The organism is Cellvibrio fontiphilus (assembly GCF_042646205.1).
Lineage (GTDB): Bacteria > Pseudomonadota > Gammaproteobacteria > Pseudomonadales > Cellvibrionaceae > Cellvibrio > Cellvibrio fontiphilus_A.
In genome coordinates this window covers 236639-254206 of sequence record NZ_JBHRTF010000003.1, presented here as the reverse complement: position 1 = coordinate 254206, position 17568 = coordinate 236639, and the positions used below count along the sequence as shown (strand labels likewise).

12 protein-coding genes are annotated in these 17568 nt (G+C 47.4%); 1 reads left to right on the top strand and 11 read right to left on the bottom strand.

The genetic code is table 11. The features are described from left to right. Nucleotides 1–99: 99 nt before the first annotated feature. From sucD to sdhC, 9 genes are all read right to left on the bottom strand, one after another. Complete coding sequence (gene sucD / locus ACFODX_RS06665; RefSeq protein ID WP_324259364.1) at nucleotides 100–972, bottom strand: succinate--CoA ligase subunit alpha; 873 nt, start codon at nucleotides 970–972, stop codon at nucleotides 100–102. A 12-nt stretch (nucleotides 973–984) separates the two neighbouring features. Beyond that, complete coding sequence (sucC, locus tag ACFODX_RS06660) at nucleotides 985–2151, bottom strand: ADP-forming succinate--CoA ligase subunit beta (protein WP_324259365.1); 1167 nt, start codon at nucleotides 2149–2151, stop codon at nucleotides 985–987. Between the two features lie 123 nt (nucleotides 2152–2274). After that, nucleotides 2275–3714: a dihydrolipoyl dehydrogenase gene (gene lpdA, locus ACFODX_RS06655; RefSeq protein ID WP_378117341.1), complete on the bottom strand. Its 1440-nt coding sequence runs from the start codon at nucleotides 3712–3714 to the stop codon at nucleotides 2275–2277. A 118-nt stretch (nucleotides 3715–3832) separates the two neighbouring features. Continuing rightward, complete coding sequence (gene odhB, locus ACFODX_RS06650) at nucleotides 3833–5026, bottom strand: 2-oxoglutarate dehydrogenase complex dihydrolipoyllysine-residue succinyltransferase (RefSeq protein ID WP_378117338.1); 1194 nt, start codon at nucleotides 5024–5026, stop codon at nucleotides 3833–3835. A 60-nt stretch (nucleotides 5027–5086) separates the two neighbouring features. After that, on the bottom strand, nucleotides 5087–7918 hold the full coding sequence (locus ACFODX_RS06645; RefSeq protein WP_378117336.1) for a 2-oxoglutarate dehydrogenase E1 component: 2832 nt from the start codon (nucleotides 7916–7918) through the stop codon (nucleotides 5087–5089). A 183-nt stretch (nucleotides 7919–8101) separates the two neighbouring features. Beyond that, nucleotides 8102–8806 (bottom strand): succinate dehydrogenase iron-sulfur subunit, encoded by a 705-nt coding sequence (locus ACFODX_RS06640; protein WP_378117334.1) that lies wholly within the window; start codon nucleotides 8804–8806, stop codon nucleotides 8102–8104. 15 nt (nucleotides 8807–8821) lie between these two features. After that, nucleotides 8822–10594, bottom strand: a complete 1773-nt coding sequence (gene sdhA, locus ACFODX_RS06635) for a succinate dehydrogenase flavoprotein subunit (protein WP_378117332.1) — start codon at nucleotides 10592–10594, stop codon at nucleotides 8822–8824. After that, nucleotides 10594–10965, bottom strand: a complete 372-nt coding sequence (gene sdhD / locus ACFODX_RS06630; RefSeq protein ID WP_378117330.1) for a succinate dehydrogenase, hydrophobic membrane anchor protein — start codon at nucleotides 10963–10965, stop codon at nucleotides 10594–10596. The genes sdhA and sdhD overlap by 1 nt, the downstream gene beginning before the upstream one ends. Beyond that, the gene (gene sdhC / locus ACFODX_RS06625; RefSeq protein ID WP_378117328.1) at nucleotides 10959–11333 is read right to left on the bottom strand and encodes a succinate dehydrogenase, cytochrome b556 subunit; all 375 of its coding nucleotides are present in this window, start codon (nucleotides 11331–11333) and stop codon (nucleotides 10959–10961) included. The genes sdhD and sdhC overlap by 7 nt, the downstream gene beginning before the upstream one ends. 618 nt (nucleotides 11334–11951) lie before the next feature. Here sdhC and ACFODX_RS06620 point away from each other — a divergent pair. Continuing rightward, a complete protein-coding gene (locus tag ACFODX_RS06620; RefSeq protein ID WP_378117326.1) occupies nucleotides 11952–13232 on the top strand; it encodes a citrate synthase in 1281 nt (426 codons plus the stop codon). A 134-nt stretch (nucleotides 13233–13366) separates the two neighbouring features. Here the strand turns inward: ACFODX_RS06620 and ACFODX_RS06615 are convergent, their stop codons facing one another. Beyond that, complete coding sequence (locus ACFODX_RS06615) at nucleotides 13367–14614, bottom strand: alginate export family protein (RefSeq protein WP_378117324.1); 1248 nt, start codon at nucleotides 14612–14614, stop codon at nucleotides 13367–13369. 474 nt (nucleotides 14615–15088) lie between these two features. Then, nucleotides 15089–17548 carry a glycoside hydrolase family 3 protein gene (locus ACFODX_RS06610; protein ID WP_378117322.1) on the bottom strand — a complete coding sequence of 820 codons (2460 nt, stop codon included), beginning with the start codon at nucleotides 17546–17548 and terminating at the stop codon, nucleotides 15089–15091. Nucleotides 17549–17568: the final 20 nt, after the last annotated feature.

The following is a 17568-nucleotide window of genomic DNA, read 5'->3' as shown; positions in this document are numbered from 1 at the left end:
TGGGAAATTGGATCTGAAAGTGATGTAAAACTTGATGTGCGCACCAATAAAAAAGGCGACCCGAAGATCGCCTTTCTCGAAAAAACTAGCGGGTAAAAATTACCAACCAGTGATTTCTTTCAGTGCTTTACCAATGTCAGCCAAGCTCTTAACAGTTTTAACACCCGCGTCTTCCAATGCAGCAAATTTCTCGTCAGCAGTACCTTTACCGCCAGAAATAATCGCACCAGCGTGACCCATGCGCTTACCAGCAGGTGCAGTTACACCAGCGATGTAAGACACAACCGGTTTGGTCACATTTGCTTTGATGTAAGCAGCCGCTTCTTCTTCCGCAGAACCACCGATTTCACCAATCATTACGATTGCTTCGGTTTGTGGGTCAGCTTGGAACAATTTCAAAATGTCGATGAAGTTGGAACCCGGAATTGGGTCACCACCAATACCAACACAAGTGGACTGGCCGAAACCGTAATCGGTAGTTTGCTTCACAGCTTCATAAGTCAAAGTACCGGAACGTGAAACGATACCTACTTTACCTGGCTTGTGGATGTGGCCTGGCATAATACCGATTTTGCACTCGCCCGGAGTGATAACACCTGGACAGTTAGGGCCAATCAAACGCACGCCCAACTCGTCACACTTCACTTTAGCGTCAAGCATATCGAGGGTGGGAATACCTTCAGTAATACAAACAATCAACTTGATACCAGCGTTAGCCGCTTCAAGGATTGAGTCTTTACAGAAAGGAGCCGGAACATAAATTACCGATGCTTCTGCGCCGGTAGCATCAACAGCTTCTTTAACGGTATTGAATACAGGCAAACCAAGATGGGTTTGACCACCTTTACCCGGAGTTACACCGCCAACCATTTTGGTGCCGTAAGCAATTGCTTGCTCTGAGTGAAAAGTACCTTGCGAACCAGTAAAGCCCTGACAAATTACTTTGGTGTTTTTGTTAATTAAAACGCTCATGTCTTGTTCCCCTTATTGGTTCGCCGCCGCTGCAACCACTTTCTTGGCTGCGCCAGTCAAGTCGGTATCGGCAATAATGTTCAGGCCGCTTTCGCCCAGCACTTTCGCGCCCAGCTCAGCATTGTTACCTTGCAAACGAACAACAACAGGAACTTTCACACCAACTTCTTTTACCGCACCGATTACGCCTTCAGCGATCATGTCGCAGCGAACGATACCGCCAAAAATGTTGATGAATACTGCTTTTACTGCAGTGTCGGACAGGATGATTTTGAATGCTTCAACAACGCGCTCTTTGGTCGCGCCACCACCTACGTCGAGGAAGTTAGCGGGTTGGCCACCGTGCAGCTTAACGATATCCATAGTGCCCATCGCCAAACCAGCGCCGTTCACCATACAACCGATATCGCCACCCAGAGCAACATAGTTCAGCTCCCATGAAGCAGCGTGAGCTTCACGTGGATCTTCCTGTGAAGGATCTTGCATCGCCTTCAGTTCTGGATGACGGTACATAGCATTGCCATCTACCACCAACTTGGCATCCAGGCAGTGCAGATTGCCTTCTGGAGTGATTACCAGCGGGTTAACTTCAACCAGCGCCAAATCTTTCTCTTGGAACAGTTTCGCCAGATTTACGAAGATGTTTACGAATTGATTGATTTGCTTGCCTTCAAGGCCCAACTTGAACGCCAATTCACGACCTTGGTAAGGCTGCGCACCCACCAACGGATCGATAGTTGCCTTGAGGATTTTCTCAGGAGTTTCATGTGCTACTTTCTCGATCTCTACACCACCTTCGGTAGAGGCCATGAACACAATGCGACGGCTTGAACGATCAACAACCGCGCCCAAATACAACTCTTTAGCGATATCGGTACAGGTCTCAACCAAAATACGGCTAACCGGTTGACCTTTTTCGTCTGTCTGGTAGGTGACCAGATTTTTACCTAACCACTTGTCAGCGAAAGCGCGGATTTCTTCTTTGGTTTTTACCAACTTAACGCCGCCCGCTTTACCGCGGCCACCAGCGTGAACCTGTGCTTTAACGACGAACATATCGCCGCCGATTTGATCCGCAGCGGCAACAGCTTCTTCAACAGTCGCAGCAGCAATGCCTTTAGAAACAGGCAAACCATATTGGGCAAACAGCTGCTTACCCTGATACTCGTGCAAATTCATGGTGTAGTTCCATTTGACGATGGTTGGACATGTAATTATCGATAAACATGCCAACTGGGTTATCGATGGAGAGGGGCCTTATGAGCCCGACTCCGCCTAAAAAACGAGGACTCTATGGTTCTCTTAACGCTTCTTCTTGTTGGCGATGTGGATGGCATGACCATGCACCGCCAATGCTGCTTCGTGGATTGCTTCAGACAGGGTTGGGTGACCGAACACCATCATGCCCAGATCTTCTGCACTCGAACCGAATTCCATCGCAATTGCTACTTGTTGCACCAGATCAGCAGCGCTTGGGCCAACAATGTGGCAACCCAGAATGCGATCCGTCTCAGCGTGAGCAATAATTTTTACCAAACCGTGAGTCTCGTTAGCAGCCATAGCACGTCCTGATGCTGCAAACGGGAAAGTACCTACATTATAAGGCTCACCTGAAGCTTTAACTTGTTCTTCAGTTTTACCCACTGAAGCAACCTCAGGGTGGGTATAAATAACGTTGGGAATAATGTCGTAGTTGATTTGCGATTTTTGACCCGCAATACGCTCGGCAACCATAACACCTTCTTCTGAGCCTTTGTGCGCCAACATCGGGCCGCGCACTACGTCACCAATTGCCCATACCCCCGGCGCATTGGTTTCGCATTGCTCATTCACAAAAATGAAGCCGCGCTCGTCAAGATTTACGCCGCTATCCGCTGCTAACAAATTTTCAGTGAATGGACGACGACCAACACAAACAATCAACTTATCAAAGGTTTCATGTTGCTCTTTACCGTCTTTATCCAAATAAGTGACAGTCACTTCTTTGCCATTGACTTTTGAGCCGGTGACGCGTGAGCTGGTGCGAATATCCAAACCTTGCTTGGTGAGAATCTTCTGGGTTTCTTTCGCTATTTGTTGATCCATAATCGCAAGGAAAGAATCCAGAGCTTCAAGCACAGTAACTTTGGAGCCAACGCGGTTCCATACTGAGCCCAATTCCAAACCAATTACGCCCGCACCAATAACACCAAGACGCTTAGGCACCTCGGTAAATTCAAGAGCGCCAGTGGAGTTAACGATTACATCGTTATCAACCGGTGCCGGTGGAATGTTAATTGGACTTGAGCCGGAAGCGAGGATAACGTTTTCTGCTTCATACACAGTGACCTTGCCGTCAAAGTCAGTAACTTCAACCTTTTTACCTGCCAACAGTTTACCGGTACCGAATAAACTGGTTACACCGTTAGCTTTGAACAAGCTGGCAATGCCGCCGGTGAGATTTTTGATGATCTGGTTTTTACGCGCAATCATCGAGGGAATATTGATTTCAACACCTGAAGTAGAAATACCGTGAAGGCCCAGGTCTTCTTTTGCTTCGTGATATTTGTAAGAGCTATCGAGCAATGCTTTGGATGGAATACAACCAACGTTCAAGCAAGTACCACCATTCACGCCCTTGCCTTCTTCATTTTTCCACTTTTCTACGCAAGCAGTTTTCAAACCCAGTTGTGCGGCACGGATCGCAGCAACATAACCTGCCGGACCAGAGCCGATAACTATCACATCGTATTTTTCAGACATAACAATATTCCCAAATTATTAACAGTCGGTTACAGCCTTGTGAGCAGCAACCCTTCACATAAAAACGCTCCTGGGTTGCCAGAAGCGTTTCATAACTACGGTTTAGATTTCCAAAAAATTATATTTCCAAAAGAATGCGCGCTGGATCTTCAAGTAAATCCTTGATGGTCACCAGGAATTGCACTGCCTCTTTACCATCCAGCAAACGGTGATCATATGACAGCGCCAAATACATCATCGGGAGGATTTCAACCTTGCCATTTACAGCCATTGGGCGCTCCTGGATTTTGTGCATCCCCAAAATCGCTGATTGCGGCAGGTTAAGGATAGGAGTGGACAGGAGAGAACCGAATACGCCACCGTTAGTAATAGTGAAAGTGCCGCCAGACATTTCTTCAATACCCAGTTTGCCGTCGCGCGCGCGCAAACCGAAATCCCGGATGGTATTTTCAATAGTTGCAAGGCTCATATTTTCCGCATTGCGCAGCACTGGAACTACCAAACCTTTATCGGTGGATACAGCAACACCTATATCCTGATAGCCATGATAAACAACATCGTTGTTGTCAATAGAAGCGTTTACTACAGGGAAACGACGCAGTGCTTCAGCAGCCGCTTTCACAAAGAAACTCATAAAACCCAAACGGGAACCGTTATGTGCCTTCTCGAACTGATCTTTGTATTTTGCGCGCAATTCCATAACCGGCTTCATATTCACTTCGTTGAAAGTAGTGAGCATGGCAGTGGTACTGGACGCCTCAAGCAAACGCTCAGCAATGCGCTTGCGCAAGCGAGTCATAGGGACGCGCTTTTCTACACGATCACCTACCGCTTCAATGGCGGCTACAGGTGCAGCGGCAGCCACTGGTGCAGCAGCCGGAGCAGATTTGAGGTGGTTAGCCACGTCTTCTTTCAGAACACGACCGTCTTTACCCGAACCGGATACAGTAGCGGTGTTTACATTGTTTTCTTCTGCCAATTTGCGCGCAGCGGGATTAACAGCTTTCTCTGCAGGTGCAGCAGCTTTTGATTCAGCTACCGGAGCTGTTGCTGGAGCAGCTTGGGCGGCTACGGCACCCTCAACAAAACGAGCAATTACTTCATTGCTCAGCACAGTTTCACCCTCACCTTTGAGGATTTCAGCAATGCTGCCGTCAGCTGGGGCAACAACTTCCAATACAACCTTGTCGGTTTCAATATCAACAATCAACTCGTCGCGTTTGACAGCTTCGCCTGGTTTTTTGTGCCAGGTTGCTACAGTGCCATCGGCAACGGATTCAGGGAAGGTAGGTGCTTTGATTTCGATACTCATGCTATTCCATCTCTCTGTGGCGCTGGGATTAGTTTGATCAGCTCAATTAGTAAAAAGCACTCACACGGTGAGCGCTTTATTCACGAAACGTTTTTCTTCTTCAATGTGCGCCGACATATAACCACCTGCCGGAGCTGCCGATGCTTCACGACCTACATAATCAAGATACATCTCACGGCCATAAAGTTCCTGAACTACATGGCGCATGTGATGCTGGCTGCTATACCAAGCACCTTGGTTCATAGGCTCTTCCTGACACCAGAATATATCTTTGATTTTGGTGAAAGGTGTAAGAGCTGCCTTCAGCTCCTGCTCAGGGAAAGGATACAACTGCTCCAAACGAACCAAAGCAACATTTTCCAACTGACGGGCAGCTCTCTCTTCCAAGAGTGTGTAATAAACCTTCCCACTGCACAGAATCACGCGCTCGACTTTGGTCGGATCAACGCTGGTGTCAGTGATTACATTTTGGAAACTGCCGTTCGCCAGATCTTCCAACGTAGAGGTTGCCAGCTTGTGACGCAGCAATGATTTGGGACTCATTACCACTAGAGGACGGCGCATTGGGCGAATTGCCTGACGACGTAACATGTGGAAAACCTGCGCAGGCGTGGTAGGTACACACACCTGGATGTTGTGTTCAGCACATAATTGCAGGAAACGCTCAAGACGCGCAGAAGAATGCTCTGGGCCCTGCCCTTCATAACCGTGAGGCAGCAGCATAGTCAGACCACAAAGACGACCCCACTTATGCTCGCCACTAGTAATGAACTGATCAATAACAACCTGAGCACCGTTAGCGAAGTCACCAAACTGCGCTTCCCAGATTACCAAGCCGGTTGGAGCGGTTGTTGAGTAGCCGTATTCAAATGCCAGAACAGCTTCTTCTGAAAGGTAAGAATCAAAAAGTTCGAAAGAAGGCTGATCTGCATCCATATTGGCCAGAGGCACATAAGATGAGCCATCTTTCTGGCTGTGAATAACAGCATGGCGATGGGAGAAAGTACCGCGCCCCACGTCTTGGCCAGTCATGCGTACCTGATAACCCTGTTCCAACAAGGTCGCGTAAGCCAGGGTTTCAGCCATACCCCAGTTAAGCGGCAAAGCTCCGCCAGCCATTTTGCGGCGATCTTCATAAATTTTTTCAACTTGCTTCTGCAGTACTATGCCGTCTGGAATTTCGCACATTTTACTGGCGGCAGCTTGCAGGGTTTTTAAATCGCAACCGGTAGTAGCCGGCGTCTGCCAATCATGGCCAATGTAGGGTGACCAATCCACAAACAAGCTACGATCCGGCTCGCTGACCAGACCACTTGCAACGTGCTCGCCGCGATCCAGAGCAGCACGGTAATTCGTCGTCATTTCGTCTGCAGCAGCTTGCGTCAGTAAATTTTGCGCAATCAGTTGATCGGCGTACAAGGTGCGAGTTGTTTTTAAACTACGAATGACCTGATACATCAGCGGCTGAGTAGCAGATGGCTCATCGGTTTCATTGTGGCCGCGACGACGGTAGCACACCAAATCGATAACCACATCCTTTTTGAATTCATAGCGATAGTCCATCGCCAACTGGGCAACAAACAGCACCGCTTCAGGATCATCACCATTCACGTGGAAGATCGGGCATTCGATCATTTTGGCAACGTCAGTACAGTATTCGGTGGACCGAGCATCTTCACGCTTATTGGTGGTAAAACCAACCTGGTTGTTGATGACAATATGCAAGGTGCCGCCAGTTCCGTAAGCGCGGGTCTGGGACATCTGGAACGTCTCCATTACCACACCCTGACCTGCGAATGCAGCATCACCATGAACCACTATAGGCACCACTTTGGCGCCTGTTTTATCTTTACGACGATCCTGACGGGCACGAACCGAACCTTCAACTACAGGCGAGACGATTTCCAAATGCGATGGGTTGAAGGCCATCGCCATGTGTAACTCGCCACCGGGAGTCATGACATTGGATGAAAAACCAGAGTGATATTTAACGTCGCCCGAGGTATTCAGCGAGCGCTTACCATCAAACTCAGCGAACAATTCCGCAGGGCTTTTACCAAATACGTTTACTAAGGTATTCAAACGACCACGGTGCGCCATACCCAGTACAATTTCTTTGGCGCCATAGGTGCCAGCACGTTTAACCAGTGCATCCACCAGAGGGATGAAACTCTCTCCACCTTCCAAGCCAAAACGTTTTGTACCCGGGTATTTACTGTCCAAGTGTCGTTCAAGCCCCTCAGCAGCAGTCAATCGCTCAAGCAAGGCAAGGCGCTGCTCTTTACTGAATTCAGGATTGGAGCGCACGCTCTCCAGACGCTGCTGCAACCACTGCTTTTCAGCGAGCGGCGTAATGTGCATGATCTCGGCACCTATGTGACCACAGTAGGTTTTTTCAAGCGCTTCGATGATTTCGCGCAGTGTGCACTCTTCTTTGCCAATAAACAGGGTGCCGCTGTTGAACACAGTATCAAGATCGGCGTTAGTCAACCCGTGGAAATTAAGATCCAGATCAGGAACTGGCTCACGCTGCATTAAATTTAATGGATCCAGCTGGGCTTTTTGATGACCACGAAAACGGTAAGAACTAATCAGTTGCAGGACTTTAATTTGTTTCTGTTCATGTTCTGCGCTCACTGAACCGGAAGCGACGGTAACCGTGCGAACGCGCGATTTACCCAACTGTTCAAACTGGGCACGGATTACCGAATGGGGAGTGTCCTGGGTGAGTACACCATTGACCCGAGGTAATTGATCGAAGTAATTGCGCCATTCCTCGGGAACGGCATTAGGATTATGTAAATACGTGTCGTAGAGCTCTTCGACATAGGCAGCATTCCCACCGGAAATGTGAGATGTGCTCCAAAATTGCTCCATAATGCTGTCTTGCATTCCACTCACCTTATTTATTGGAGGCTTAAACCTCCTGCTATAACATCTAGCAGTTAGCTACCAAACGCTTTCAACTTTTGATTAAAAACGCCGCTTTTAAGTCGCCGCAACTCTCCATTACAGCGAACAGTATTACCAGTGCGCAGACCCTTTTGGTCGGCTCAAATACGGAAAAGCGCTACCCTAGGTAGCGCTTTGTAAGAGCATGTTGCGGATGTGGCCAATGGCTCGCGTCGGGTTAAGCCCCTTTGGACAAACAGCCACACAATTCTGAATACCATGACAGCGGAACACACTGAATGGATCATCGAGATTAGATAAACGTTTTTGTGTTGCCAAATCACGACTATCAGCCAAGAAACGATAAGCCTGAAGCAGACCAGCGGGTCCAATAAACTTGTCAGGATTCCACCAAAATGACGGACAACTAGTGGAGCAACAAGCGCAAAGTATACACTCGTAAAGACCATCTAGTTTGGCACGATCCTCAGGAGACTGAAGTCGCTCGATAGCAGGTGCTGGGGTATCGTTTTGTAAGTAAGGCTCAATTTTCTTGTATTGATCGTAGAACTGAGTCATATCAACCACCAGATCACGAATCACAGGCAATCCCGGCAACGGACGCAGAATCAGAGTGTTATCTTTGATGCATTCTGAAATAGGTTTAATACAAGCCAAACCATTTTTACCATTGATGTTCATACCGTCCGAACCACACACACCTTCACGGCACGAACGACGATAGGCCAATGACTCATCTTGAGATTTCAACAACTCAAGCACATCCAACACCATCAAGTCTTTACCCTGAGTATCTATCTCATAAGTCTTCATGTAAGGGGCGTTATCAGTCTCTGGGTTGTAACGATAAACTTGCACTTTCAACATGATTTTCACTCCCGATTAATAAGTACGTTTCTTGGGCTGGAAAGCTTCCATTGTGCGCGGCTTGAAATTTACCGCACGCTTGCCAACACGCTTTTCGCCGGGGAAATACATGGAGTGACACAACCAATTGGTATCGTCACGGTCTTCATAATCTTCACGGGCATGAGCACCGCGAGATTCTTTGCGCTCTTCAGCAGCAATTGCTGTAGCTTCGGCAACCTCAAGCAGATTCTGGAGCTCCAACGCCTCAATACGCGCCGTATTAAAAGCATTGCTCTTATCGCTGATTGATATGTTTTCAATGCGCTTGCGCAACTCAGCAAGCTGCTGGATACCCTTCTGCATGAACTCACCTTTGCGGAATACACCGAAGTAGTTCTGCATAATGGTTTGCAGCTCTTTGCGTAACACTGAAGCGCTTTCGCCACTGGTAGAAGTATTGATTTTGTTCAGGCGGGCCATAGCCTTGTCGATATCAGACTGAGTCGCATCACGATGCTCGATGCCTTCACGCAGGGCCTTCTCAATATAGAGACCTGCTGCACGACCAAATACAACTAAATCAAGCAACGAGTTACCACCCAGACGATTGGCACCGTGAACGGATACACAAGCCACTTCGCCACAGGCAAACAAACCATCGATAACAACATCATTGCCATTGGCATCTTGAGTCAGTGCTTGGCCGTTCACGTTGGTGGGAATACCGCCCATCATATAGTGACAGGTAGGGACCACTGGGATAGGAGCATAAACAGGATCCACGTGTGCAAAAGTGCGCGACAATTCACAGATTCCCGGCAGCTTGCTCTCCAATACATCTTCGCCCAAATGATCAAGTTTCAGCAGCACATGATCTTTGTTTGGGCCAACACCGCGACCAGCAATGATTTCCTGAATCATCGACCGGGCTACTACGTCACGACCTGCCAAATCTTTGGCATTGGGCGCATAACGCTCCATAAAACGCTCGCCATCAGCGTTAATCAGATAACCACCTTCACCGCGACAACCTTCCGTTACCAGAACACCTGCACCAGCAATGCCCGTGGGGTGGAATTGCCACATCTCGATATCCTGCACCGGGAAACCGGCACGCAAAGCCATTCCAACGCCGTCACCAGTATTGATGTGAGCATTGGTCGTGGAGGCATAAATACGCCCTGCACCACCAGTCGCCAATACTGTCGCTTTGGCTTTTACATAGACGGTTTCACCGTCTTCGATATTGATAGCAATAACGCCAACGACAGCACCATCAGCATTTTTAACTAGATCAACAGCAAACCATTCATTCAAGAAAACAGTTTTATTTTTCAGGTTGCCTTGATAGAGGGTATGCAGCAATGCATGACCAGTACGGTCAGCAGCAGCACAAGTACGAGCAGCTTGACCACCCTCACCAAAATTCTTTGACTGACCACCGAATGGACGCTGGTATATGCGCCCCTCTTCAGTACGGGAGAAAGGCAAACCCATGTGCTCAAGTTCAAACACTGCCTCTGGACCAACGGAGCACATGTATTCAATAGCGTCCTGATCCCCAATATAGTCAGACCCCTTTACGGTGTCGTACATATGCCAACGCCAATCATCATTTGGGTCAGCACTGGCAATTGCACAGGTAATACCGCCCTGAGCCGATACAGTGTGTGAACGAGTAGGAAAAACTTTAGTGATTACGGCAGTCTTGTAGCCGGACTGGGCCAGCTGGAGCGCAGCGCGCATACCCGCACCGCCGCCACCAATAACAATGCCGTCAAACGAAATCGTGCGCATATTAGCCATTAATTAATACCCCAAATTACTTGAATACCCCATACGAGATAGGTCACCGCGACAGCGCCGAGAACTATCTGGGCAAATATACGCAAGAAAGTTGCTTTAGAGCCTAACAGGCGCGTTGTTAAATAATCAGTCAACACTGCCCATAATCCAATCCATGCATGGGATATAAAAGAAAGAAGTGTTACCAGCGTAAATACACGCATCCAAAGCTGACTGTAAAGAGATTGCCACTGTTCATAAGTGAGCTCAGGCGTGGAGAGTATGTAAGTGGTGAGGAATATGGTGTAAGCAGCCATCACAACACCGCCTACACGCTGGATCAACCAGTCATACAAGCCACTGCGGCCAAAACTAGTTACTGAAGTTACCATACCCATACCCCTGCCAATACGATCAGTAGAATTGCAACAAACAAGGCAATCTTTGCACCTGTTTGCCCGCCTTTAAGCGACTCACCTACACCAAAATCCATAATTAAATGGCGCACGCCTAACACCATGTGATAAGCCAATCCAGCTAATACAATCCACAACACTGCTTTAAATACAGGCTGAGCAACGAGATTTGAGACAGCATCAAAGCCTTCCTGTGAACTGAGGCTTGTACCTAACATCCACAAAAGAACAGCGACACCAGCAAATAAGAAGACACCGGATATGCGATGAAGAATGGATACATAGGCAGTAATAGGGAGTTTGATAGTCGATATATCGAGGTTGACAGGTCTTTTCTTGTTCACGGTCTAGATCACCTTTTAGCCCATCGCGGGCAGGTTTAAGAGTAAGTGCCACATTCATTATCAAAAAGAGATAAAAAAGTGCAACACGCCCTGCAAGTCGCGCAGCATTATAGAGATTGACCTCTGGAAACACAAACAAAAAGCCGCACAAGCGGCTGCTTAAACAAGAGACTCAGAGGGGTGAAAAAGTTTTAACGGGCATTTTACGCAACACTCTGATTTAACTCGATAAATCCACCGAAAAGCGCACAATTAAAAGGCAAGAAAATAATTCCTGCCTCATAACAATGCAGACAATGTAGGAGTTCACGTTGAGCATCCAATTTGAATAGATCCAGCACCACACCAACTCCGTAAAAAGAAACGAAATTTGCTACCGCCAAGCACCAAAAACTTTCGCCTTAACAATTAAGTCATCTATAATGCCGCTCGCAATCGGCAGGGTCAGCCCATATAGCGGTAGCTGATTAGTCCATAAAAAAGTAGCCAGCTTAAAAAGCTGTCACAGCAGAGCTATTTTATAGTAAGCAAAGCCACCTACGGTTTTTATTCGTTGAGCAAAGCGAAACATGCTTCGCTCAAGCCTTTAGTCCAAATCAGTAAGCACAGGAGTCAGTAATGGCTGACAAGAAAGCACATCTCACGATTGATGGCATTGATAAGACGATCGAGTTACCTATCTACGCTAGCACTATCGGACCCGACGTAATTGACGTCACCAGCATCACCAAAAATGGCTTCTTCACATTCGACCCAGGCTTCATGTCCACCGCCTCATGCGAATCCAGCATCACATTTATTGATGGTGACGAAGGTGTACTCCTTCACCGGGGCTACCCGATAGAGCAACTCGCTGTCTCCTCTGATTACCTTGAAACCTGTTATCTATTGCTCAATGGCGAATTGCCAACTGCCAGCCAAAAAGAAGAATTTACTGCTGAAATCAAAAAGCACTCTTCTGTTGACCAATCTGTCGCCAATCTAATCAAAAGCTTCAAGCGCGAATCTCATCCTATGGCGATTCTTTGTAGCGCCGTCGCTGCACTCGCTGCCGTATACAACGACGAGATAAATATTACTGACGAAGCAAGCAGAAAACTGACCGCCTATCGTTTGATAGGTCAAATGCCCACTCTTTCTGCAATGGTTTACAAGCATCGCAAAGGCGAGGAGTTCGTAGCCCCAGACGATAGCCTTAGTTATGCAGAAAATTACCTAAACATGACCTTTGGAACTGCGGGCCAGACACCAAACGTAAGCAAAACCATCGCCAAAGCCATGGATCGCATTTTTATCCTTCATGCAGACCATGAGCAAAACGCCTCCACTTCGACAGTTCGCTTGTCCGGCTCTTCTGGCACCAACCCATTTGCCGCTATCGCCGCAGGGATTTCAACCTTATGGGGTCCTGCACACGGCGGCGCCAATGAAGCCGTTCTTGAGATGCTTGAGGAAATCGGCACTGTAGAGAATATCGAAGCCTGCGTTGCTCGCGCCAAAGATAAAACTTCAGGTTTCCGTCTGATGGGCTTTGGACACCGCGTCTACAAAAACTTTGACCCCCGCGCCAAGGTCATGAAACAAACCTGTGATGAGGTATTAGCCGAACTAGGTTTAGAAAATGACCCTTTACTGGCTATCGCCAAGCGCTTGGAGCAAATTGCTCTCGAGGACCCCTATTTTATTTCCAAGAAGCTTTATCCCAATGTCGATTTCTACTCTGGCATTATCATGAAAGCGATTGGAATCCCCACAGAAATGTTTACTGTGATCTTTGCATTAGGTCGCGCAGTGGGCTGGTACTCTCACTGGAATGAAATGGTAAGCGGCCCCTACAAGATCGGTCGTCCTCGCCAACAATATACCGGCCATGCAAAACGTGATTACCCCAAAAAATAATCGCGCTTAATATTTGAAAAAGGGCTGCAAGTTTGCAGCCCTTTTTTATTGGGAATCGAAAAAATAAATTTCAATACTGAAAACAAAAAGCCCTCACCATATAAAAAGTGAGGGCCCTACTTTTGCGTAAAATTTTAGAAATTCCAGTCAGCCATCAACCAATATTTTGTGGTATCGCTGTAGTTAGCATTGCTATCTCCCATGGAATATTGGGCAAGTTTACCCGTCAGCACTACGGCGCCAATTTTTTTGCTGAGACTAAAATCAATCTCGTCACCAAAATCTATGCTCCCCTCACTCGAATCAAATTTATGGTAACTCAGTAATGCTTGTGCACCTCCGATAGTCACACCAAGATTAAAATAAATATCTTGTAAACCCGCTGCCGGTGTAGCAAGGAATTTATCAGCCCAACCCTGAAACGCATGCAGCGTAGCAAGCGGAGTGGCAAAACCATATGCGCCATCATCAGAGCCCAACTCTTCATACCCCAGAGTAAAACTGTAACGATTAATGTTATAGACCACTTCGGCAAGACCGTAATCTGCGTCATACTGTTGCGCGGCACCAGCATCCTGTTGTTTTGCATATTCCAGGTTATAGAGGAAAGATTCACCCACAGTGCCCTGCCAACGAACCCCAAAAGTATCTCCAGTCAAACCTAACTGCGAGACTGGATCATTGACATCTAAAAGATAGGCATAACCTATTAACTTACCCGCATCAAACCCTGTATAGCTTGCATTCAATACATGACTATCCATATGTAAATCACCCAGCACCGGATTATCCTCACCGAATACACGATTTACATTTTTAATATAGGCGTAAGTGAAATTTGTGTAGCGAATGGATTTGTTTGTCCAGGAAATGCCGTCGTAGGTTTGCTCATTCTGTCTCCAGCCTACGTTTCCAATAAAGCGGGAATTGTCGAGCAGCAAGCGTTGACGACCATACTTAACCTGATTATTAAAAGTAGTGTAGGAAACAAACGCTTGATTCACTTCTGTACCTGTTGGATCCGCAATTACCGCTACCGTATTTCGATCAGCCCATAGCGGATCTACGTTTGCTGCAGAAGTACGGTAATCATGATCATTGGTCATCTCACTAACATTATCCATTTCCGCCGAAAAACCAAATCCATTCCAGACACCAGACTGATAGGAAATCCGTGAGCGAGTTGTCCATGCATTAGCTTCTCGATCCGAGTCTGAACCCAATACATCTTCGGTAACATCCTCAAAACGTGTACGAAAATTTATTTTTACAACGCTGCCTTGTTGCATAGATTCTGTGAATGTTTTTGCTGAAACATTTGGAACACTACAAACCAATGAGCTTACTGCAGCCACCAACAGGTGAAGCGTATTTTTTTTCATAGAGCTATCTCCAAAGACATGGTAGGTGAATGTTAGTCATAAGCGGCACTCCTACTAGATGCATTAAATGCCTTGCACTAAAAAGCCTCTCGCAAAACCTTAAAGTGCACCGAGGAATGGTGACTGATATTCACTAGCGCAAGTCCTGTGCCAACGACCTAAAAAACTTAAACCCAGGAGAATAAATTGCGTCGAATCAAATAGATAAGAAGTTAACGAAAAAATAATTCGCCCAAAATGGTATTTTTTTATCGCCCTCTTATGGGGATATAATATTTTTTTAGGCGCCATTTCCACGCAAAAATAAAAAATTATGCGCACCCCAATAGCCCATAAAAATGCACCACCTTTTTATGACCTGCACAGATGCAATGCATGACTGGAAAATGAGCGCATAGAGAGGAGAACAACAAGCTGGATTTCAATAAAAATGCCGCGACAGAAAGTGCGGCATTTTTATTAATCGAGAGCAACTCAAACCAAGCGGACAGATGCGCCTTGGGCGCGCGATTTTTCGATCCTGACATGGGAAAAAGTAAGATCTAGCTTTCCATTGGCGACTAACGCAAAGGGCTCCAAAATCAAGGCAAACAATTCTTCAGGTGATCTCTTTAAACCAAAATCTGTTCCGGCAGCCGGATAACAAGACAAATCAACCACCAGTGTTTTCCATCCTTGCCCCGTCATCCCATGCAAGTGCTCAGTGATATCAACTTGTGAGTAACAGGAAGGGCCACAACCAATACGCACCCACACCCGCCCTTCGGGCGCACAGTCCACTTTAATATCAGCCAGCAATGATGAGCTGGTTTGGTAATAATCACTCAGAATTTGTCGGTTAGGGCTGGAGAGTGCAACCAACCCTTCCCCCTGGCCATTCCAGACCGCCCTACGTGCATCCTCCTGCACATTGCGATCAACACAATAAACACTCAGGGTAGTGACTTGCGCCTGATTGTCATTCAGAAAGACTCGATCATTGTTTTTGCCTTCTAGCAGGACGCGATAATCGGCGAGAGGGCGACGGTTGAATAACTCCAATATGTGCGAAGTCTCCTCAAGGGAAATGCCATCTTCCGGTAAGTTATCCTCTAGAGCATCCGCCTCCCCATATCTCAAACCAAAGCCATAGGGAAACAAAGGATCATAATCATTATCCCCCCAATTAAGTGGCCCCTGGTCTGGACGTTTTGGCCAAGAAAAGGACAATTGACCCGAGACAGGATGATAAATATCTTCATTGGCCCGCCTGAATATGACATCGGCAACGCCAGCACCCTCAGTACCAGGCTGCCAGATCACCATGAAAGCATCTGAATTATTCAATTCACGATTAACCCACATGGGACGACCGGTGATAAACAAAGCAACGACTGGAATACCTTGGGATTTAAATCGTTTTAATAGTTCTAAATCACGTATATCACCGGCCTTTAATACTTGATGCTGAATGTCCCCCTGCATTTCAGCGTAGGGATCCTCACCAAAAATAACAATGGCCACATCCGGTTTGCGGTCATAAGAACCATCAACACTAAGCTCAGCTTTACCACCAGCGGAAGAGACCGCCGCCTCTATACCCATCCATAACGTTGTGGCCCCGGGAAAGTCGGCCATGGTGTTGCCAGTACCTTGCCAATTCACTGACCACCCCCCCGTTTGCTTGCTGATATCGTTGGCGCCGTCACCTGCAACAAGCACGCGCGCGCGCGGCGACAAAGGAAGGAGGTTGTTTTTATTTTTTAACAAAACCAGAGATTCGCGAACAGCCTGTCGCGCTACAGCGCGGTGCTCAGGCGCACCTAAAAGCTCATCGCGCCCCGCCAATGGCCTCCCTGATGGCAACCCCTTGCGCCAAAGATTAGCCCTTAATTTCACACGCAAAATACGACGCACCGCATCGTCGATACGAGCCATAGGAATAACACCAGTCCGCGCCTGCTCAAGCGTGTTGTAATAGAGCTGCTTCCATTCAGGGTCAGGCACCATAAAAATATCCAACCCGGCGTTTATCGCCTGGGGGCAATTCAGGACAGTAGCACCAGCTACAAATCCGTGCCCATTCCAATCACCCACCACAAAACCATCGAACCCCATTTGTTCCTTGAGAACCTGAGTCAATAAATATTGATGGCCGTGCATGTGTTCACCATGCCATGAATTGAACGATGCCATTACAGATTGGACGCCAGCTTCGATCGCGCTGTAATAACCTGCGGCATGGACGCGATAAAGGGTTTCTTCATCAGCCAGACAATCACCCCGGTCAATCCCGTTGTGGGTACCGCCATCCCCCAGAAAGTGTTTGGCAGTTGCAATCACCTTATAACTGGAAAGAAAACCATCCTCTGCAGCCAATCCCTGCAAGCCCACCACCATCCTTTCCGCATACTCCCTCACCAGTTCAGGATGCTCGGAATAAGATTCATAGGTTCTCCCCCAACGATCATCACGAGCTACAGCAACAGTGGGCGAGAAGTCCCAATCCAAACCGGTCACGGCAATCTCGGTAGCGGTTATATCTCCAATTTGTTTTATCAGCTCAGGGTTTCTGGTTGCACCCAAGGCAATATTGTGTGGAAACAAGGTTGCGCCCACGATATTCCCCACTCCGTGTACGGCATCAGTTCCCCACATTAGCGGGATAGCCATAAAACCATCACTGTCATCCATAGATGCCTGATAGTAGGCGTCTGCTATAGCCAACCAATCCGCCGCTTTTGAATAACGATTACCATTAGGTACCGATCCACCACCATTCAGCACTGATCCGATATGAAAATCCTTCACATCCTGAGGTGTTAAGTGGCGTATCTCCGGTTGAATCATCTGCCCTATTTTTTCTTCGAGACTCAAATCCCTCAGGATTTGATCGACCTTTGCTTCAAGGACGGGATCTTTTTTGACCTTGCTAGTGATACTGGGCCACTGCACTTAAACAACCTCCGGTTAAA

Excerpts from the sequence above, each read along its gene's own strand:
- sucD (WP_324259364.1), bottom strand. The coding sequence starts at position 972 with ATGAGCGTTTTAATTAACAAAAACACCAAAGTAATTTGTCAGGGCTTT.
- sucC (WP_324259365.1), bottom strand. The coding sequence starts at position 2,151 with ATGAATTTGCACGAGTATCAGGGTAAGCAGCTGTTTGCCCAATATGGT.
- lpdA (WP_378117341.1), bottom strand. The coding sequence starts at position 3,714 with ATGTCTGAAAAATACGATGTGATAGTTATCGGCTCTGGTCCGGCAGGT.
- odhB (WP_378117338.1), bottom strand. The coding sequence starts at position 5,026 with ATGAGTATCGAAATCAAAGCACCTACCTTCCCTGAATCCGTTGCCGAT.
- ACFODX_RS06645 (WP_378117336.1), bottom strand. The coding sequence starts at position 7,918 with ATGCAAGACAGCATTATGGAGCAATTTTGGAGCACATCTCACATTTCC.
- ACFODX_RS06640 (WP_378117334.1), bottom strand. The coding sequence starts at position 8,806 with ATGTTGAAAGTGCAAGTTTATCGTTACAACCCAGAGACTGATAACGCC.
- sdhA (WP_378117332.1), bottom strand. The coding sequence starts at position 10,594 with ATGGCTAATATGCGCACGATTTCGTTTGACGGCATTGTTATTGGTGGC.
- sdhD (WP_378117330.1), bottom strand. The coding sequence starts at position 10,965 with ATGGTAACTTCAGTAACTAGTTTTGGCCGCAGTGGCTTGTATGACTGG.
- ACFODX_RS06620 (WP_378117326.1), top strand. The coding sequence starts at position 11,952 with ATGGCTGACAAGAAAGCACATCTCACGATTGATGGCATTGATAAGACG.
- ACFODX_RS06615 (WP_378117324.1), bottom strand. The coding sequence starts at position 14,614 with ATGAAAAAAAATACGCTTCACCTGTTGGTGGCTGCAGTAAGCTCATTG.